The sequence below is a fragment of the Corynebacterium neomassiliense genome, assembly GCF_900626215.1.
GTDB lineage: Bacteria > Actinomycetota > Actinomycetes > Mycobacteriales > Mycobacteriaceae > Corynebacterium > Corynebacterium neomassiliense.
In genome coordinates this window covers 976,434-993,825 of record NZ_LR131106.1, presented here as the reverse complement: position 1 = coordinate 993,825, position 17,392 = coordinate 976,434, and the positions used below count along the sequence as shown (strand labels likewise).

At 67.6% G+C, this 17,392-nt stretch carries 20 protein-coding genes; 11 read left to right on the top strand and 9 right to left on the bottom strand.

Going from position 1 to position 17,392, the window contains the following annotated elements:
* Positions 1-194 precede the first annotated feature (194 nt).
* The 3 genes from E0E18_RS04360 (at position 195) to E0E18_RS04350 (ending at position 2,978) form a co-directional block, all read left to right on the top strand.
* Positions 195-1,220: an SbcC/MukB-like Walker B domain-containing protein gene (locus E0E18_RS04360; RefSeq protein ID WP_237559627.1), complete on the top strand. Its 1,026-nt coding sequence runs from the start codon at positions 195-197 to the stop codon at positions 1,218-1,220.
* A gap of 171 nt (positions 1,221-1,391) precedes the next feature.
* Complete coding sequence (locus tag E0E18_RS04355; protein ID WP_130839421.1) at positions 1,392-2,597, top strand: MFS transporter; 1,206 nt, start codon at positions 1,392-1,394, stop codon at positions 2,595-2,597.
* Between the two features lie 51 nt (positions 2,598-2,648).
* The gene (locus E0E18_RS04350; RefSeq protein ID WP_110482455.1) at positions 2,649-2,978 is read left to right on the top strand and encodes an ArsR/SmtB family transcription factor; all 330 of its coding nucleotides are present in this window, start codon (positions 2,649-2,651) and stop codon (positions 2,976-2,978) included.
* Between the two features lie 165 nt (positions 2,979-3,143).
* Here E0E18_RS04350 and E0E18_RS04345 read toward each other — a convergent pair whose 3' ends face one another.
* Positions 3,144-4,253, bottom strand: coding sequence for a zinc-binding alcohol dehydrogenase family protein (locus tag E0E18_RS04345; protein WP_419866037.1), 1,110 nt, complete (start codon positions 4,251-4,253; stop codon positions 3,144-3,146).
* A 62-nt stretch (positions 4,254-4,315) separates the two neighbouring features.
* Between E0E18_RS04345 and E0E18_RS04340 the strand changes: the two genes are divergently transcribed.
* Positions 4,316-4,660, top strand: a complete 345-nt coding sequence (locus E0E18_RS04340) for a winged helix-turn-helix transcriptional regulator (protein ID WP_130839417.1) — start codon at positions 4,316-4,318, stop codon at positions 4,658-4,660.
* Between the two features lie 135 nt (positions 4,661-4,795).
* Here the strand turns inward: E0E18_RS04340 and E0E18_RS04335 are convergent, their stop codons facing one another.
* From E0E18_RS04335 to E0E18_RS04325, 3 genes are all read right to left on the bottom strand, one after another.
* The gene (locus E0E18_RS04335) at positions 4,796-5,380 is read right to left on the bottom strand and encodes a VOC family protein (protein WP_130839416.1); all 585 of its coding nucleotides are present in this window, start codon (positions 5,378-5,380) and stop codon (positions 4,796-4,798) included.
* Positions 5,381-5,669: 289 nt separating this feature from the next.
* Positions 5,670-6,071 carry a helix-turn-helix domain-containing protein gene (locus tag E0E18_RS04330; RefSeq protein WP_066583336.1) on the bottom strand — a complete coding sequence of 134 codons (402 nt, stop codon included), beginning with the start codon at positions 6,069-6,071 and terminating at the stop codon, positions 5,670-5,672.
* 168 nt (positions 6,072-6,239) lie between these two features.
* Positions 6,240-6,482, bottom strand: coding sequence for a hypothetical protein (locus E0E18_RS04325; RefSeq protein WP_066583334.1), 243 nt, complete (start codon positions 6,480-6,482; stop codon positions 6,240-6,242).
* A 71-nt stretch (positions 6,483-6,553) separates the two neighbouring features.
* Between E0E18_RS04325 and E0E18_RS04320 the strand changes: the two genes are divergently transcribed.
* On the top strand, positions 6,554-7,261 hold the full coding sequence (locus tag E0E18_RS04320) for an SDR family oxidoreductase (protein ID WP_130839415.1): 708 nt from the start codon (positions 6,554-6,556) through the stop codon (positions 7,259-7,261).
* A 5-nt stretch (positions 7,262-7,266) separates the two neighbouring features.
* Here E0E18_RS04320 and E0E18_RS04315 read toward each other — a convergent pair whose 3' ends face one another.
* On the bottom strand, positions 7,267-8,046 hold the full coding sequence (locus E0E18_RS04315) for a class I SAM-dependent methyltransferase (RefSeq protein ID WP_130839414.1): 780 nt from the start codon (positions 8,044-8,046) through the stop codon (positions 7,267-7,269).
* Between the two features lie 67 nt (positions 8,047-8,113).
* Positions 8,114-9,697: a succinic semialdehyde dehydrogenase gene (locus E0E18_RS04310; protein ID WP_130839413.1), complete on the bottom strand. Its 1,584-nt coding sequence runs from the start codon at positions 9,695-9,697 to the stop codon at positions 8,114-8,116.
* A 163-nt stretch (positions 9,698-9,860) separates the two neighbouring features.
* On the opposite strand from E0E18_RS04310, the gene E0E18_RS04305 reads away from it, so the two are divergent.
* Entirely contained in the window at positions 9,861-10,751 is an 891-nt protein-coding gene (locus E0E18_RS04305) for a Bax inhibitor-1/YccA family protein (RefSeq protein ID WP_066583327.1), read from the top strand.
* 156 nt (positions 10,752-10,907) lie between these two features.
* Here the strand turns inward: E0E18_RS04305 and greA are convergent, their stop codons facing one another.
* On the bottom strand, positions 10,908-11,429 hold the full coding sequence (greA, locus tag E0E18_RS04300; protein WP_066583326.1) for a transcription elongation factor GreA: 522 nt from the start codon (positions 11,427-11,429) through the stop codon (positions 10,908-10,910).
* Between the two features lie 95 nt (positions 11,430-11,524).
* Positions 11,525-11,968 carry a DUF4307 domain-containing protein gene (locus tag E0E18_RS04295; RefSeq protein ID WP_066585789.1) on the bottom strand — a complete coding sequence of 148 codons (444 nt, stop codon included), beginning with the start codon at positions 11,966-11,968 and terminating at the stop codon, positions 11,525-11,527.
* Between the two features lie 192 nt (positions 11,969-12,160).
* Between E0E18_RS04295 and mca the strand changes: the two genes are divergently transcribed.
* Genes mca through E0E18_RS04280 form a run of 3 tightly spaced genes read left to right on the top strand, consistent with a single transcriptional unit; the run spans position 12,161 to position 14,304 of the window.
* Positions 12,161-13,063 (top strand): mycothiol conjugate amidase Mca, encoded by a 903-nt coding sequence (gene mca / locus E0E18_RS04290; protein ID WP_110481204.1) that lies wholly within the window; start codon positions 12,161-12,163, stop codon positions 13,061-13,063.
* A gap of 33 nt (positions 13,064-13,096) precedes the next feature.
* Positions 13,097-13,552, top strand: a complete 456-nt coding sequence (locus E0E18_RS14380) for a hypothetical protein (protein ID WP_066583323.1) — start codon at positions 13,097-13,099, stop codon at positions 13,550-13,552.
* Positions 13,549-14,304: an isoprenyl transferase gene (locus E0E18_RS04280; protein ID WP_066583320.1), complete on the top strand. Its 756-nt coding sequence runs from the start codon at positions 13,549-13,551 to the stop codon at positions 14,302-14,304. The genes E0E18_RS14380 and E0E18_RS04280 overlap by 4 nt, the downstream gene beginning before the upstream one ends.
* Before the next feature lie 63 nt (positions 14,305-14,367).
* On the opposite strand, the gene coaA is transcribed toward E0E18_RS04280, so the two are convergent.
* A complete protein-coding gene (coaA, locus tag E0E18_RS04275) occupies positions 14,368-15,318 on the bottom strand; it encodes a type I pantothenate kinase (RefSeq protein WP_066585788.1) in 951 nt (316 codons plus the stop codon).
* 164 nt (positions 15,319-15,482) lie between these two features.
* Here coaA and glyA point away from each other — a divergent pair, with 164 nt between their 5' ends.
* Both glyA and E0E18_RS04265 read left to right on the top strand, forming a co-directional pair.
* On the top strand, positions 15,483-16,775 hold the full coding sequence (glyA, locus tag E0E18_RS04270; protein WP_066583317.1) for a serine hydroxymethyltransferase: 1,293 nt from the start codon (positions 15,483-15,485) through the stop codon (positions 16,773-16,775).
* Between the two features lie 6 nt (positions 16,776-16,781).
* Positions 16,782-17,384 carry an isochorismatase family protein gene (locus tag E0E18_RS04265; RefSeq protein WP_110481205.1) on the top strand — a complete coding sequence of 201 codons (603 nt, stop codon included), beginning with the start codon at positions 16,782-16,784 and terminating at the stop codon, positions 17,382-17,384.
* Positions 17,385-17,392 lie beyond the last annotated feature (8 nt).

Genomic DNA, 17,392 nt, shown 5'->3' with positions numbered 1-17,392 from the left:
CCGGACACGCCCCCGGTCCGCCTGCCCCCCCCCCGGCCCCCGGTCCCTCAGTCCCACCGGGGCCCACCGCCGCGACGCGGTCACTCAGCCACCTGTCCTGCCCGGTGGTGAGGCCCCGACCCGTCCCCCGCCCCCCGCGCACCACCGGGCAGGACAGGTGGCTGAGTGACCGCTTCGCGGCGGTGGTCCCCGGTGTGACTGACGGACGGGATGCCGGGGAGGGAGCAGAAGGTCCGGGGTCGGACCCGGAGTCCCGGCTGGCGGGCTTCGATGCGGCGGTGGAGTTGGCGTCGCGGATCCTCGAGGAGGACCGGGACGCCGCCGGGGCGACACTCTCCGAGCAACGGGCCCTGCTGCGGCGCACGATGGAGTCTTTCCTGGACAACTGGCCGAATCCGTCGCTACGGGCGGATCCGGACAGTTCGCTGAAGGACTTCGAGCGGCTCCTGGATGACCTGGAGTCCAGTGGCCTCCACACGCTCGAGGCGGAGTGGAAGCAGAGTCTGCTGACGTTGTCGGGCAATGACCTGACCAACCTGGACTCGACTCTGGGGCGGGCCCTCCGTGAGATCCGGGAGCGGATCGAACCGGTCAACCGCATCATGGCTGACCTGCCTTTCTATGATGACGACCACCGTCTGCAGATCACTCTGCGGGAGAACCGTTCCGAGGTCAGGCGTCGTTTCCGCAGGGAATTGCGGGAGGTCCGTGGACTGGTCGGGGACGCCCGGACCGACGGTGACAGGGAGCAGGTCTATCCCCGTGTGGCGCGGCTGATCAACCGTATCCGGCGTTCCTCCCCTGATTTCGCCGACCTGGTCGACGTGCGCAACCATGTCCGGGTCAGTGCCGAGAAGACTGACGCCGTGACCGGGGAGCATGTGGCGCTCTACGACCACATCGGGGAGAAGTCCGGTGGTGAGTCGCAGGAACTCATCGCTTTCATCGTGGGCGCGGCACTGCGTTACCAGCTGGGGGACGCCGACGCGCCCCGGCCCCGTTATGCGCCGGTGTTCCTCGACGAGGCCCTGATCAAGGCGGACGCCCATTTCACGCGCCGGGCGATCGGTGCCTGGCGTGGACTGGGTTTTCAGCTGGTCATCGGTGCTCCGGTCGACAAGTACAGTGCCATTGAGCCGCACATCGACGCCGAGTACGACATCCTGAAGGACGCCTCGGGGAGGTCGTGGGCGAAGCCGAAGGTGGGGCTTCCCGGGTAGGGGTGGCGTGGGGCCGGGGGAGCCCCTCGAATTGTTCGACTTTTGTCGAACGGTCTGAGATACTGCACTCGCTCAACTGTGCCACAAAAGTCGAACGATTGGAGATCCGGTGAACGACGCCACCCGCCCCCTCTACCCGGGGACAACCACCACCCGACGGAGGAGGACTGCATGATCGCCGGAATCTGGCCGCTGGTCGCAGCCACCGCCGCACTCGGTATCGACGCCTACGTCCTGGCCGGGGTACTGCCGGAGATCGCCGAATCCCTCAGCACCACAGCATCCGTGGTCGGCCTCGGGGTCACCGCCTTCACCGCCGCCTACGCGCTGGCAGGGCCACTGCTGTCGGAGAGACTCTCCGGAGGCGGGGTGTCCCGGGCCCTGCTTGTCGCACTCGGGGTGTTCAATCTCGGCAACCTCGTCACCGCCGTTGCACCGGGACCTGTCGTGTTCCTGCTGGCCCGTGCGGCAACCGGGGCCGGGGCGGGCATCGTCACGGCGGTGGCCACCGCCGGTGCGATGGTGGCACGGGATCAACGTGGCCGGGCGATGGCCGCGGTGACTTTCGGGCTGTCCCTGGGCACCGTCGCCGGAGTGCCGGCCGGCATGCTCATAGGACAGAACTTCGGATGGCGGTGGACCATGGGACTCGTCGTGGCCGTCGGAGTACTCGCCATGGCAGCTCTGCTGGCCCGACGCCGGTCACTGCCCCGCGACGCAGGAGCCACGGCAGGCCCGGCCTTCCGTGTGCTGCGGACCGCGCGGGTGCGCGCCGGTACCGTGGCGGCCTTCATGCTGGGAGTGTCCAGTCTGGGCCTGTACACCTACCTGCTGCCGATGGCGGACTCCGCAGGGCTCGGTGGCCTGGGTTTCACTCTCGTCTGGGCCTGGGGCATCGGTGGAGTGGCAGGGTCGGCCCTGGTGGGCAGACTGCTCGACCGGTCAGGTCCGCGACTGCTGCTCGTCCTGCTTCCGGCACTGCTGGCCGCCGGCTTCCTGGTGATGTGGCTCGTGGCGTCCCCGGTGGTGTGGGTGGGTGCTGCGGTGGTGTGGGGTGCGGCGGGCTGGGCCGGTGTACCGACGCTGCAGCAGGCGCTCACCGTCGACAGGCCGGAGAGCGCGATGCAGGTCGTGGCCTTTCAGATGGCTGCCATGTATCTCGGCTCCGCGGCGGGTTCCGCCCTCGGCAGCGTGCTGCTCTCCTCGGGAACCGGTGCAGGTGACCTCGCGGCCTGGGCTGTGCTCCCCGCGCTCCTCGCCGTGGTCTTCGCCGGAGCTGTCGCCGTCGACCTGCGCAGGGGACGGGGCCGGGACACTCGGGACCGGGACACTCGGGGCCGGGACACTCGGGGCCGGGACACTGCACCGGCAAGGTAGCATCGGGTCGGTAGCGCAGGAACCCGGGGAACCGGGATGACAGGAGAGGCCGTGTCCCCAGCACGCAGTTACGAGCACCCGGACGCCGCGGACATCACCCTTCCGCGTGTACTCTTCGCGCTCAGCGACCCCCTCCGCCTCGGCATGATCCACCGTCTGGCGGACAACGGTGGTGAGGTCGACAGCCGTGAACTGGGACCCGGACTGCCCAAATCCACCCTCACCCATCACACCCGTCTCCTGCGGGAGTCAGGGCTGACCTGGACCAGGGGAGAGGGAAGGAAATGCCTCATCAGCCTCCGCAGGGAAGACCTGGACGCCAGGTTCCCCGGGTTGCTGGACACCGTCCTGGAAGGATGGCGGCCGGAGTCCGGAGTGTGACGGCCACTGTCCGCACCGAGACCTCCGCCAGGCCCTCCACCGGCTCTGCATCACGCAGGGGGGTCAGTCCGGGTCGGTCCGGGTCGGTCCGGTGCTGCCCGCTGTCCCGGCGTGCCCGGTCGCCCTGGCACTGCAGGTGTCCGCGCGACACCGTCAGGCATGGGGTCATGCTCGGCCGTTCGCCGACGTCCGGACGGGGAGCGGTGACTGCTCCCACCCGCTGACCACGACTTTCCCGAGCGTGTGGTTGCTCTCCACCAGGCGGTGCGCCTCCCGCAGCGTTCCCGCGTTGATCGGGGAGAGGTGGTCGGTGACGGTGGGACGTATCTTCGCGGCGTCCACCAGTTCGGCGACCTTCTCCAACAGCTCGTGCTGGCCGGCCATGTCCGGGGTCTGCTCCAGGGACCGGGTGAACATGAGTTCCCAGTGCCAGGCGACGGACCGGCCCTTCAGTGGCTCCACGTCACGCGGACCGTCATCGATGGCGACGATGTCACCGAAGGGACGCATGATCCTCGCGTACAGCGGGATCTGCCCCTCGGAATGTGCGGTGAACAACCGGTCCACGCCACGGGGAGCGGCAGCGAGGACGGCGTCGGCGAAGGCGTCCTCACCGAGGTGATGGTCGACGACATACTCGGCGCCGAGATCGCGCACCCATCGGGTCCGCTCCGCCCCGGACGCCGTCGCGATTGTCCTGACCTGCGGCAGAAGTGCCTCGGCGAGCTGCAGTACCGCAGAGCCCACGCCACCGGTTGCCCCGACCACCAGCAGTGTGCCGGCGCTGTCCGCGGTGAGCTGCAGCCGGTCGAAGAGCACCTCCCACGCGGTGATCATCGTCAGCGGGAGGGACGCCGCCTCCGCCGCGGACACGCTGGCGGGCCGGTGTCCGACGATGCGCTCGTCCACCAGGTGCAGTCGCTGGTCCGTGCCCGGCCGGTCGATCTGGCCGGCGTAGAAGACGGCGTCCCCGGGGGTGAAGAGCGTGACCTCGTCACCGACGGCGACGACCGTGCCCGCGGCGTCATACCCGAGGACACTGAACCCGACCGTCGGGTCCACCGGCGCGCCGGCACGCTGCTTGACGTCCACCGGGTTGACCGAGACAGCCTCGACGTCGACGAGCAGGTCGTGAGGGCCGGGGGAGGGGACCGGGATCTCGCGCTCGATGAGGCAGTCCGGATCGGTGACGGGCAGGTTGGTGAGATAGCCGACGGCGGTGGTCGTGGTCGGCACGGCAGTCGGCGTGATGTCTGGAGTACCCATGGCGTCCATGGTTCCCGTCCTCCCCCGGTTACCCGCAAGGGTACCTGGTTACCGAAAGGTATCATCGCAGTATGAACGCACATTCCGGATCGTCCTGCGACCGTAACAACGTCTACGCGGCGATGTGCCCCTGCCGTGAGATGCTCGACCTGCTGGCGAACAAGTGGAGCGCCCTGATTCTCGGGGCGCTGGAGGAGGGGCCGCTGCGCTTCGGTGAACTGAAGCGGAAGCTGGAGGGGGTGAGTCCCAAGGTCCTGTCCCAGACGCTCAAACGTCTGGAGGAGCAGGACCTGCTCACCCGGACCGTCTACGCCGAGGTCCCCGCCCGCGTCGACTACGAACTCACCGACCTGGGGTACAGGGCGTCGGTCCCGCTGAAGGGACTACGTGACTGGGTGGAGGAGAACGTGGGGTAGCGGCCACCGACCGGATGGTCACCGGTGATCCGGCCGACAGCAGCACCGGCACCGGCACAGAGACAGCCACCGGAACGAGCATGGACAGCACGTGGACGTGGCGGAGGCTTCGGAGGCTTCGGAGGCGGCGGCGGTTCACACTTCCGGGTATATGGTCAGCCCGGCAATCTCGGTGGGCTCGTCCCCGAACCTGCTGACCGTGATCCCGTACAACCCTTCGGGGGCGTCGGCATCGAACCGGATCTCTGCGTCCTGAAGATCCACTGTCGTCCCGCGGACGCCGCAACCGATGAGTGAGGCGAGGGAGGCGGCGTCCTGCTCCGGAGTGGCGCTGCCGACGAGGAGGGCGACCAGCTGAGGCCGGTCCGGGTCGAAGACCACGCCGTTCGCCGCGCGATGTTCGGCACGCATCCGGGCGATGACCTCACGCGGCGGGTTGTAGGCGATGAAAAAGGGCGTGACGTGTGGAACGTCGGTGACGTGGACCTCGGTGAAACCGCCCTGACGGTCCTCGAACCAGACCTCATCGATGATCACCTCGTGCCCTACGTCGCGGAGACGGTCGATCGTGGCCCGGATGTCGGGGACGTTCACCGCGAAGGTCAGGGGTCCCTCGCCGTCGAGGGCATCGATCGCCGGACGCAGTACCTGCAGGCCGCGGGCGTATTTCGAGGTCTGGACGGCGTCCCAGTCATCGACGGCGGCGGGTGGCGTCGTCATGGGGGTCTTTGTAGCATGACCGAACCTGCCGGTGAATCCCCCCGAGGTTGAACCCGGGGACGCCGACCCCGTTGAATTACAGGGCGCTGCTGCTGATCCGCCGGTCACCGGCCTGCGCAGCATCCGCGACGCCTGTTGACCCGACCGGTACGCGCACTGGCACCGCTGAAGCTCGAGGGAACACTGACCTCGCACCTCCGGACCACGCCTTCGAGCTCGTGCGCAGTAGTTACCCCGGCATCATGCAGGCACCTGACCGACTGAGAGCGGTACAGCTCAACGCCTGCCTTCAGCGCGTCTTCTCCGCGTAGACAGTGGGGCGCGGGAGATGGACCTGATCATCCAGGGTATCGACGGACAGATCCTCGCTGTCGGGTCGAAGCTCGCGGGTCAGTGTGCGTGCGTTGACCGCTACCGCGTCCGCCGGTGTCTGCAGGCGCGGTGCCTCGGAAATGTGGGCGTCGATGATGTCCCGGACACGGTGGGTCAGGTCATTTACGTGGTTGCGGTGCCGGAGCAGTGCGCTGACCTGGGCATCCTGCCCGTCGCGGCGTGCGCGAACGACGATGTCGCGGGCAAAGGACGATGCCGCCGACGGTCCGGGCCGTTCAGTGACGAGGTGCTGAGCCGGTTCGATGCCGCTGGCGAGGTCGGAACAGGAATGACTGCGACTGCCGCTGACGTCGAGCACGTCCCGGACGACCGTGACCGCGGTGAACTCTGCATCGGGCCGGTCCTGCAGCTGCGCTGCGTGGTCCCCCGGCGCCCGTCAGACAGCCCGGACCCTGCGAGAGTGAAGGTTCCCGAACAGATACTGACGAACGCTCCACCGTACGGATCTCCCGGGGGCGGCCGCAGTCTACTTCTTCTGCAGCTGTCTGAAACCCAGCCAGCCGACGAGGACGATGAGCAGGATCGGCAGCAGCTTGAAGATCACCGCCACAGCACCGGCGAAGGCGGTGACCACCGCCACGACCGCGAGAATCAGGGTGAGGACGCCCAGTCCCACCGACAGGCCCCGTCGGTTCTGGTCCCAGGCCCAGTAGGCCCCGAGGCCGGCGATCGCGCCGAGGATGAGTGTGGTGAGTGAAGTTCCGAACATCGCGTGTTCCTTTCATGCTGTCAGCAGGAGTTCTCCCTGCCGAGCATACGGGCACAGCTAGGATCGGGGACATGACCCGCTCCCCGGAACCCGCAGGCGCCCCGCACACCCCGCTTCCTCAGCCTTCGCTGGCCCTCGTCACGGGCGGGTCCAGCGGTATCGGTGCGGCGGTCGTCGCCGAACTCTCCCGGACCCACCAGGTGATCTCCTGGTCCTCGGCGGACGCCGACCTGTCCGACCCGGACTCGATCGCGGAGGCGGTCGCCGGGCTGCGGGACCCGCGCACCGGGGCCGCACCTGAGCGGTTGGACGCCCTCGTCCATTCGGCGGGACTGTCCTGGGAGGCGACGGTGGAGGACGCCACCTGGCAGGGCTGGGAGAGAATGTTCCGGGTCAACGTCTTCGGTGTCGCCGAGTTGACGAGACTCCTGCTGCCTGCGTTACGCGCGGCCGGCGGAACTGTCGTGGCGGTCAACTCCGGATCAGGCCACCGTTCCGCCCCCGGCATGTCCCAGTACTCCGGTTCGAAGTTCGCGCTGCGTGCGTTCACCGATGCCCTGCGCGAAGAGGAACGGGGGAAAGTGAGGGTGACGTCGGTCCATCCCGGAAGGGTGGACACCCCGATGCAGGTCGCACTCCAGGCCGCCCGCGGGAACACCGCGTATGACGGGGCACGCTATGTTCGTCCGGAATCCGTCGCGGCGGCGGTCAGACTCGCCCTGGACACCACCGACGAGGCCACCGTCGAGGAGATCACCGTCCGTCCGGTACGCCCCTGACGGATTCACCGGTCGGGCTTCTCCGCGACGAAGATCGCCGTGCCGGGGAAGACCCTGCCCCGGGTCGCGGACCACTGACCCCAGGTCGGGGTCCCTTCCCGCCACTCGGGTTCGAGAAGGTCGACCAGCCGCAGCCCGGCCCCGGTGAAGGCGCGTACCCAGTCACCCGTGGTGTGGTGGTACTCCGCGTAGCGCAGCACACCCGGATCGTCCGGGTCGTCGCGCTCCCACTCCAGGTAGGCGTCCTGGAAGTAGGGGATGGATGCGGTGAGTTCGTCGGGGTCATCGGGGAAGATCCACGCGGTCGGATGGTTGGTGGCGATGACTGCCCGGCCGCAGGGGCGCAGGACCCGGGCGAGCTCGCGTACGGCCACTCCGAGGTCGGGTATGAACGGGTAACCGCCGAAGGAGGAGAAGACCACGTCGGCGCAGCTGTCCGCCAGGGGAAGACAGGAGGCGTCCGCCTGCACAGGATGAAGACCCGGGGTGCGGGGTATCCGCGACAGCATCCCCCGGGAAATGTCCAGGGCGATGACCCGGGCCTGACGGTGAAGGGCGACCCAGGCGCCGCACGGCGCGGAGCCGCATCCGATCTCGACGACCGTCCGGCCCCGGAGGTCGTCAGGTCCGCCCAGAAGGTGCGCCTCGTCCTCGGTGAGCCGCTCGGGACACCAGTGGAAGGTGGCCAGGTAGTCTGTGTGGTCCTCGTGGTACCGGCGGGCGTCCCGGTCCCAGAATCTGCGCTGTACCGCGCCCGGGCCGGGGGAGTCCTGTACGCCCGACACCACCCTGTCCCTACCTGGTTCCGTTTCTCCTGTCACCCGGTGTCCTGTCACCCGGCAGAGTCTACGGCTACCTGAGTATCCCGGTCTTCTTGCCCACGGACAGCAGGGTGCTCATCACCGCGGCGTAGGGGCGGGGGGTGAGGAACTTCGGCCCACGGATGGGGATCACCCGCTGTTCGGTGATGTTCTGGTTCTCCGTGTACTTCAGCATCCCGTCCCGGCCCTGACGGCGTCCCTGCCCGGACTCCCTGGTCCCCCCCATCTCCCCGTCGACGGAGGCAAAGGCCGCAGCGTAGCTGTCGTTGACGTTCACCGTGCCGGAGTAGAGCCGGGACGCGACCTCGTTGGCCTCCTCCGACGGGCCCCACACCGCCGCATTCAACCCGTAGTCGGTGTCATTGGCCTTGTCGACGGCCTCGGAATGCGAGGAGACCCTCTCGACGTAGACGACAGGGCCGAACACCTCCTCGCGTTTGAGCATGACATCGTCGGAGACGTCGGTGAGGACGGTGGGCTCGTAGAAATAGGGGCCCAGATCCGGCCGCGCCCGGCCGCCTGTCACGACCGTCGCCCCCTTGTCCACGGCGTCGTCGACGTACTTCTGGACCGTCGCTATCTGGGACGCCCCGGACAGGGAACCCATCGTCACCGACCAGTCGAACCCTGCCCCCATCTTCAGGGAGGACGTCGCCCGGGCGAACTTCTCCACGAACTCGTCGTAGACGCGGGTGTGGGCGTAGATCCGCTCGATGGACACGCAGAGCTGACCCGAGTTCGCGAAACACCCCGTGACCACTCCGTCGACGATCTTGTCGACCTCTGCGTGCTCGGTGACGATCAGGGGGTTCTTTCCCCCCAGTTCCGCCGAATACCCGATGAGACGACGGCCGGCGATCTCGCCCAGGTGCTTGCCCGTGGCCGTCGACCCGGTGAACATGAGGTAGTCGCAGGTTTCCGCGATGGCGTTGCCGACCACGCGTCCCGGTCCGGTCACCAGCTGCACGACATTCCGGGGCAGCCCGGCCTCGAACAGGAGGCTGAACGCGAGGAGCGAGGTGAACGGGGTGGCGGAGTCCGGCTTCGCCACCAGGGCGTTGCCCGCCGCGATACCGGGGAGAGAGTCCGAGATCCCCAGGGTCAGCGGGTAGTTCCACGGTGCGATCTGACCGATGACACCCTTGGGCAGGTGGTGTTCGGTGGAGCGGGTGAAGAACGGGATCACCCCTCTGCGGCGGGTGGGCCGGAGGATCTTCCCGACCTGGTGGCCGTAGTACCGGGCGGTCATCGCGGTGTGCATCAGCTCCTCGTAGGCGGAGTCCCGGCTCTTGCCGGTCTCAAGCTGCACCATGTCCATGATGAGCTCGCGGTGTCTGAGAACCAGGTCGTGGAACCTGAGCAGGATCTTCCCCCGTTCCCGGTAGGAGGTGCGCGCCCAGATGGGCTGGGCGACCCTGGCACGCCGGAATGCCTCGTCGACCTCCCCGGCGGTGCCACGGCCGACCCAGCCGACGGTCTCGCCGGTGAACGGTCCCTCGATCTCCAGCCTGTCCCCGGAGTCCAGATTGCCGGTGACGGCGTTGACCGTGAGGCCGCGGAGTTCTGCGGCGAAGTCTTCGGGGATGGCGCCGTAGGGGAGTCGCTTGATGATCATGTTCGGAACACTATATTAGTTGCCTGCGGTCCGTCGCCGGTTTCGGGAACACTGCAGGGCTCCTGCCCGTTGCTACAATAGGCACAGAGAAAAACCGTGTTCACCTCCGTTGCCGGGGGCACATCCCCGGGAGGCGCCGACGGCGTCCAGAAAGGCACAGACAGTGAAAAGCTCCAACCCGTTCATGAATTCGCTGACCAAAGCTACGGCAGAGTCCCAGAGGTCGCAGGCCATGGCCTACCAGCAGGCCGGCTATGCGCCCTCCGGTGCGGCGGGTAACCCGTACGCCACCGGCGCCCCTGCGGCAGACCCGCAGGGGTACCGTCGCTCCCCGAACTACGGTGTACCCGGTGCCGCGTCAGACCGGCCGATGACCGTCGACGACGTCGTCACCAAGACCGGGATCACTCTCGCGGTGATCGTGGTCTTCGCGGCAGTCACCCTCGTGGTCGGCGCATCCAACCCGGGACTGGCCATGGGCCTGACCCTGGTCGGTGCGATCGGCGGTTTCATCGCGGTGCTGGTCTCCTCCTTCGGCCGGAAGTACGATTCCCCGGTCGTCACCCTCATCTACGCCGCGTTCGAAGGACTGTTCGTCGGTGGATTCAGCTGGCTTCTCTCCGGGATGGCGATCGGTAACTCGAATGCCGGAGCCATGATCTTCCAGGCGATCCTCGGCACCGTCGGCGTCTTCGTCGGTATGCTCGTCGTCTACAAGACCGGTGCGATCCGGGTCACCCCGAAGTTCAACCGGATCATGATCAGCGCGCTCATCGGCGTGTGCGTCCTCGCCCTCGGCAACCTCGTCTTCGCGCTCTTCTCCGACGGTGCCGGCCCGCTGCGTGACGGTGGCCCGATCGCCTGGATCTTCTCCCTGGTCTGCATCGGTCTGGCCGCGATGAGCTTCCTCTCCGACTTCGACAACGCCGACCAGCTGATCCGCGCCGGTGCACCCTCCAAGATGGCCTGGGGTGTGGCCCTCGGTCTCGCTGTCACCCTGGTGTGGCTCTACACCGAGATCCTCCGCATCCTGTCGTACCTGAACAACGACTGACCTCCGGACACGTCCCCGGGTACCGGGGGCGGTCGGTGACGGAAAACCCCCGCCCGGAACACTCCGGCGGGGGTTTTCGTCGTCCGTTTCCGGTGCCCGTCCACGTCCGTCAGGGCCTGCGACCCTGACCTGTGTCAGGTCTCCCGGACGGGCAGGTCACTGCTCGGCGCGGGGCACGTCCCGGTTCGGGTCGTAGGGTTCGGCGGTCACGAGAGTCACCGAAACCTTGTTACCGTTGGGGGTGGTGTACTCGCGGGTCTCGCCCTCCCTGGCACCGACCAGTGCGGCGCCCAGGGGAGCATCGGTCGAGTAGGTCTCCAGGTCGGGGTTGGAGGACTCGAGACCGCGGGTGCCGATGAGGAAGGTCTCCTTGTCGTCCTCGTCCCCGTCGTAGTAGACGTGCACGACGGAGCCGACGAGAGCCACACCGGACTCCTGGGGTGCCTCACCGATCGTGGCGCTGTCGAGGAGCTCCTCGAGGTAGGCGATGCGGGCTTCTTCCTGACCCTGCTGTTCGCGGGCGGCGTGGTAGCCGCCGTTCTCCTTGAGGTCGCCCTCTTCGCGGCGTTCGTTGATCTCGGCCGCCAGTGCCGGGCGGTTCGCCTTGAGGGCCGCCAGCTCGTCGTTGAGCCGGTCGTAGGATTCCTGGGTCAGCCAGGTCGTCTGGTTGTCGGCCATGTCCGGTCGAGTCCTCCTGCAGTTAGACCGTGGACGTGACAGGGTGCCGCCACGTCAGTTGTTCGCCGCACAGTCTAGCACCGCACCGGGTGCCGTCAGTCCCGGGTCGAGGTGCTGTCGTCGAGGTAGGAGGGGAAGACGGTCGAACATCCGTAGACGTTGGCGGCGACGGCCTTCGCCCGGGTGTGGATCTTCACCGACAGACGGCCGGTGGCGTCCCCGCCGGCGGCGAGCACCGCCTCACGGCGGCCGACCTCCGCCTTGTCGTAGTCGAGGGCGGTGACGATGCAGTACGCGGGCATCGAGGCGTCGTCCCGGGTGATGTCGAGGGTCATCATGATCGACTCGTCGGTGTTGTCCGAGAACCCGGCGACGGTGGCGGAGACATCGGCGTCGGTGCTGTTACGCCACTGGTTCCAGATGAAGACGCCGGCGGCGATGAGAACGGCCACGATTCCGATGACGATGAACTTCCCGCTGACACCGGAGCCGGTGCGGGAGTCGCGGGAACCGTAGGACGCCTTGCTCTGGGCACTCATGAGCTCCATAGTATTGCCAGAGGCACTGTTCCGGGCAATCGCGTCGCGGCGTGGACGGGGAGCGGCCAGGAAGCCGCGGCGTGGACGGGGAGCAGACAGGGAGTCGACAGGGAGTCGACAAGGAAGAGGCGCCGGTGTCCCTCCGGACTCCGGTTGGACGGTGCAGCCCCCGGGGTTGTTGAATGGTCGGTTATGAGCCCATCGTTGTCGCCGAACACCTCCGCCGCCGGGCACGCGGGTCTCCGCCTGCTGGCCGTCCACGCCCACCCGGACGACGAGTCCAGCAAAGGCGCGGCGACCATGGCCCGCTACGCGGACGAGGGTGTCAGGGTGAAGGTACTGACCTGCACCGGGGGTGAGCGGGGCAGCATACTCAACCCGCGGATGGACAGGCCGGGTGTGGTCGAGCACATGCACGAGATCAGGATCAGCGAGATGGCCCGCGCCGCGGAGATCCTCGGGGTCGAGCACGAATGGCTCGGCTACGTCGATTCCGGACTGCCTGAAGGTGATCCCCTGCCACCCCTGCCCGAGGGGTGCTTCGCCCTCGCCGACACGGAAGAGGTGACCGCCAAGGTCGTCGCCGTGTACCGGAGATTCCGCCCCCACGTGCTGGTCACCTATGACGAGAACGGCGGCTACCCTCATCCCGACCACATCAAGACCCACGCTGTGAGCGTGCGGGCCTGGGAACTGTCCGGGGACCCGGACTACCGTCCTGACCTCGGAGAACCGTGGACGGTCCAGAAGATGTACTACACGCACGGGTTCATCAGACGACGTTTCGAGCTGCTGGCCAGGGCGGAGGAGGAGCAGGGGAATCTCACCGCGGCGTCCGCCCTGGAGAGGTGGAACGACGTGCCGGACATCATGCCCCGGGTCACGACCCGCATCGACTGCGCCCCCTGGTTCAGCCGCAGGGACGCCGCCCTCCGGGCCCACGCCACCCAGATCGACCCGGAGGGCCCGTTCTTCGCGGTGTCCACGGAACTGCAGGAGCGGGTGTGGCCGACGGAGGAGTTCGAACTGGCGGACTCGCGGGTGCCGACCACTCTGCCGGAGAACGATCTGTTCACCGGAGTGATCCCCGACTAGGGGTACCGGGGTTCCTTGACTACTGTTGAACCCATGATGCAGGATCTCGCCGCCATGACCCTCCCGGTCCGCTCCCTCGGCTACACCGTCCTCGCCCAGGCCGAGAAGACCGGTCCCCAGGGTCCGGACTTCGGGAAGGCGTCCCCGGTGGGGCTGCTGGTCATCGTGGCGCTGCTCGTGGCCATCCTCTCCATCGGGGTGCTGTTCAACCGTCGGATGAAGGCGATGACCCGACGCCGTGAGTACGCGGAGAAGCACGGCATGGACCCCTTCGACGTCGACGGGATCGATGCGGCCATGGCGGCGGAGGAGGGACTGACCGAGGCTGAGGTCGAGGACCAGGCCTGGCCGACCGCGGAACCGCAGGAGCTCGCCGCACAGTACGGGGGAGACGGCACAGCGGAGTCCGGGGCGTCCTCCGGGTCTTCGTCCGCGGCGGGGGAGCAGCAGGGGAAAGGTGACGCCGAGGCCCGGGGCGGCCGCCGGTGATCCTGCACCGGCTCTACGAACGGCGTCTGGTCAGGCTTCTGCGTGGCCGGCCGCGGCCCTCGCATGTTGCCGTGATGTGCGACGGCAACCGCCGCTGGGCGCGTGAGAACGGGTTCACCGACGTCACCCACGGCCACCGTGTGGGAGCCCGGAAGATCGTCGAGGTCCTCGGCTGGTGCGAGGAACAGGGCATCGACACAGTCACCGTGTACCTTCTGAGCACCGAGAATCTCGGCCGGAGTGCCGATGAACTCGAACTGCTGATGGAGATCATCGGTGACGTCGCCGAGGAGATCGCCTCGGCGAAGGGCTCCTTCCGGGTGCACGTGCTCGGCAGGGTGGAACTGCTCTCACCGGGTCTGCGCCGCCGTCTCGCCGAGGCGGAGTCTGCCACCGCCGACCACGACGGTGTCCGGGTGAACATCGCCGTCGGGTACGGAGGACGCCAGGAGGTGGTGGACGCCGTCCGTGAACTGGTCCGGGATCTGGGACGCCGTGGCGTCCCGGTGGAGGAAATCCCGGACCACATCACGGTGGAGTCGGTCACCGGTCACCTGTACACCTCAGGCCAGCCCGACCCCGATCTCGTGATCCGCACCTCGGGGGAACAGCGGCTGTCCGGCTTCCTGCTGTGGCAGTCGGCCTACTCGGAGATCTGGTTCACCGAGACCTACTGGCCGGCGTTCCGCCGGATCGATTTCCTGCGCGCCCTGCGGGACTACTCCACCAGGCAACGGCGCTTCGGGAAGTAGGTTCGGGACTCCGGGCGGACAGCCTGAAGACCCGGGCTGCCCGGGGCCCGATTCCCCCGGTGGTCAGATCTTGCGCATGCGGACCGTCTCCACGAGGTGGTCAGGACCCTTGCACAGCACAAGTGATGCACGGATGCGGGTGGGGAGGATGTTCTCCACCAGGTTGGGGAGGTTCGTCGTCTGCCAGATCTCGCGGGCCACGATCCTGGCGTCGTCGTCGGAGAGGCTCGCATAGTAGTGGAAGTGGGCGTCGGGGCTGCGGAACGCGGAGTTCTTCAGTTTGAGGAACCGGTCGATGTACCAGCGTTCGATGTCTTCGCGGTCGGCGTCCACGTAGACGGAGAAGTCGAAGAGGTCGGAGACCATGAGGGAAGGGCCGGTCTGGAGAACGTTGAGACCTTCGAGGATGAGAATGTCCGGGCGGTCGACGATATGCACCTCGTCGAGCCTGTCGTAGGTTTCGTGGGAGTACATCGGGGCGGGTACTGACGGAGCACCGGATTTCACCGCGGTGACGAACTGCATCAGCGCCCGCTGGTCGTAGCTCTCCGGGAAACCCTTCCTGCCCATCATGTGACGCCGGTTGAGTTCGGCGGCAGGGTAGAGGAAACCGTCCGTGGTCACCAGGTCCACCCGCGGTGCGGACTCCCACCGCTGCAGCAGTACCTGGAGCAGACGTGCCGTGGTGGACTTGCCCACGGCAACGGAACCCGAGACGCCGATGATGAAGGGCACATGGGGCATTTCTTCGCCGAGGAAGGTGCCGGTCGCCTCGTTGAGCCTCCGTATCGCCTGGAACCGCAGGTCGATGAGACGGGACAGCGGCAGGTAGATCTCACTGACTTCCTCGAGGTCGATGTCCTCACCGACACCGCGGAGCTGGTCGAGCTCATCTTCGCTGAGGACCTGGGGCATCGAGCGTCGCAGAGTCTGCCACTGCGACCTGTCGAGCTCGATGAACGGGTCCACCGCGGGGTCGGAGGCGTCGGGGTTCGGTACACGGAAGTCTGGCACGTGCGTATTGTCCCCGCAGGGCAGGTGGCCGACCAAACCGGAGGGACCGGGCGGACCGGATTGTCCGGCCGGACCGGCAGGACCGGTTCCGTGCAGGCCGGGCACGGCGGGATAGGATATACCGTGATCCCGTTGTCGCAGACCTGTGAAAGGTACTCCACCGCATGACCGACACCACCCAGCACAATCTTCCCCTCGGGGAGCTCGATCCGGAGGTGGCTGCGGCCATCGCCGGTGAGCTGTCCCGCCAGCGGGACACCCTCGAGATGATCGCCAGCGAGAACTTCGTGCCCCGGGCCGTCCTGCAGGCACAGGGGTCCGTGCTCACCAACAAGTACGCGGAAGGCTATCCGGGACGCCGCTACTACGGCGGCTGCGAGAACGTCGACGTCATCGAGAATCTTGCCCGCGACCGCGCCAGAGAGGTGTTCGGGGCGGAATTCGCCAATGTCCAGCCCCACTCCGGGGCACAGGCCAACGCCGCGGTCCTCATGGCGCTGGCGGACCCGGGTGACAAGATCATGGGCCTCTCCCTCGCCCACGGCGGCCACCTCACCCACGGAATGAAACTGAATTTCTCCGGCAAGCTCTACGAGGTCGCAGCCTACGAGGTCGACCCGCAGACGTTCCGGGTCGACATGGACAAGGTCCGCGAACAGGCTCTGAAGGAGAAGCCCCAGGTGATCATCGCAGGATGGTCGGCCTACCCGAGGCACCAGGATTTCGCGGCCTTCCGTGAGATCGCCGACGAGGTCGGAGCGAAACTGTGGGTCGACATGGCCCACTTCGCCGGTCTCGTCGCCGCCGGACTGCACCCCTCTCCGGTGCCTTACGCCGACGTCACCTCCACCACCGTGCACAAGACTCTCGGCGGTCCCCGTTCAGGGATGATCCTGGCACGGCAGGAGTACGCCAAGAAGATCAACTCCTCCGTGTTCCCGGGTCAGCAGGGTGGACCGCTGATGCACGTTGTCGCGGCGAAGGCTGTCGCGATGAAGATCGCCCGCACCGAGGAGTTCCGGGACCGTCAGCAGCGCACTCTGGAAGGCGCGTCGATCCTCGCCGAGCGGCTCAATGCCGGGGACACGGCGGACGCCGGGGTCCAGGTGCTCACCGGTGGGACGGATGTGCACCTGGTGCTGGTGGATCTGCGGAACTCCGACCTCAACGGTCAGGAGGCCGAGGATCTGCTGCACGAGGTCGGCATCACGGTCAACCGCAATGCGGTGCCCTTCGACCCCCGGCCGCCGATGGTCACCTCGGGTCTGCGTATCGGTACGCCCGCGTTGGCGTCCCGTGGTCTGGACGCAGCCGCGTTCACTGAGGTCGCAGACATCATCGGTACCGCCCTCGCCCAGGGCCGGTCGGCGGACACCGCAGCGCTGCGTGCCCGTGTCGACAAGGTCGCCGCGGACTTCCCGCTGTACCCGGGGCTCGAGGACTGGAAGCTGGCGTAGGTCACCGTGCGTGCGCTGATTGTCGTCGACGTCCAGAACGACTTCTGCCCCGGTGGTTCCCTGGCCACGGCCCGCGGGGCGGAGGTCGCGGAGGCGCTCACCCCGTTTCTCCGTGAGGCCCGGTCGCGGGGTCTCTACCCGGTTGTCGCGGGGACGAAGGACTGGCACATCGATCCCGGTGACCACTTCGCCGCAGAGGGGCAGGAACCGGATTTCGAGGAGTCCTGGCCGGTGCACTGTGTCGCCGGTACCCGTGGCGCGCAGGCTCATCCCGGTCTCGACACCTCCATGGTGGACGCCTGGTTCCTCAAGGGTGAGCATTCCGCCGCCTATTCGGGATTCGAGGGGCACCTGGAAGGCGCCCGGGACTCCCTGGCGCAGTGGCTCCGGGACAGGGGCGCCACCGACGTGGACGTCTGCGGTATCGCGACGGATTTCTGTGTCCGTGCCACCGCGTTGGACGCCGTGGCCGAGGGCTTCCGTGTCCGGGTGATCAGTGACCTGTGCGCCCCGGTCACCGCGGGTGGGGGAGCGGTGGCGTTCAACCAGATGGCCTACGTGGGGGTGGAACTGGTGGAGTCCGGGGATCTGGTCGGCCCGAACGCCTGAACCGGGCG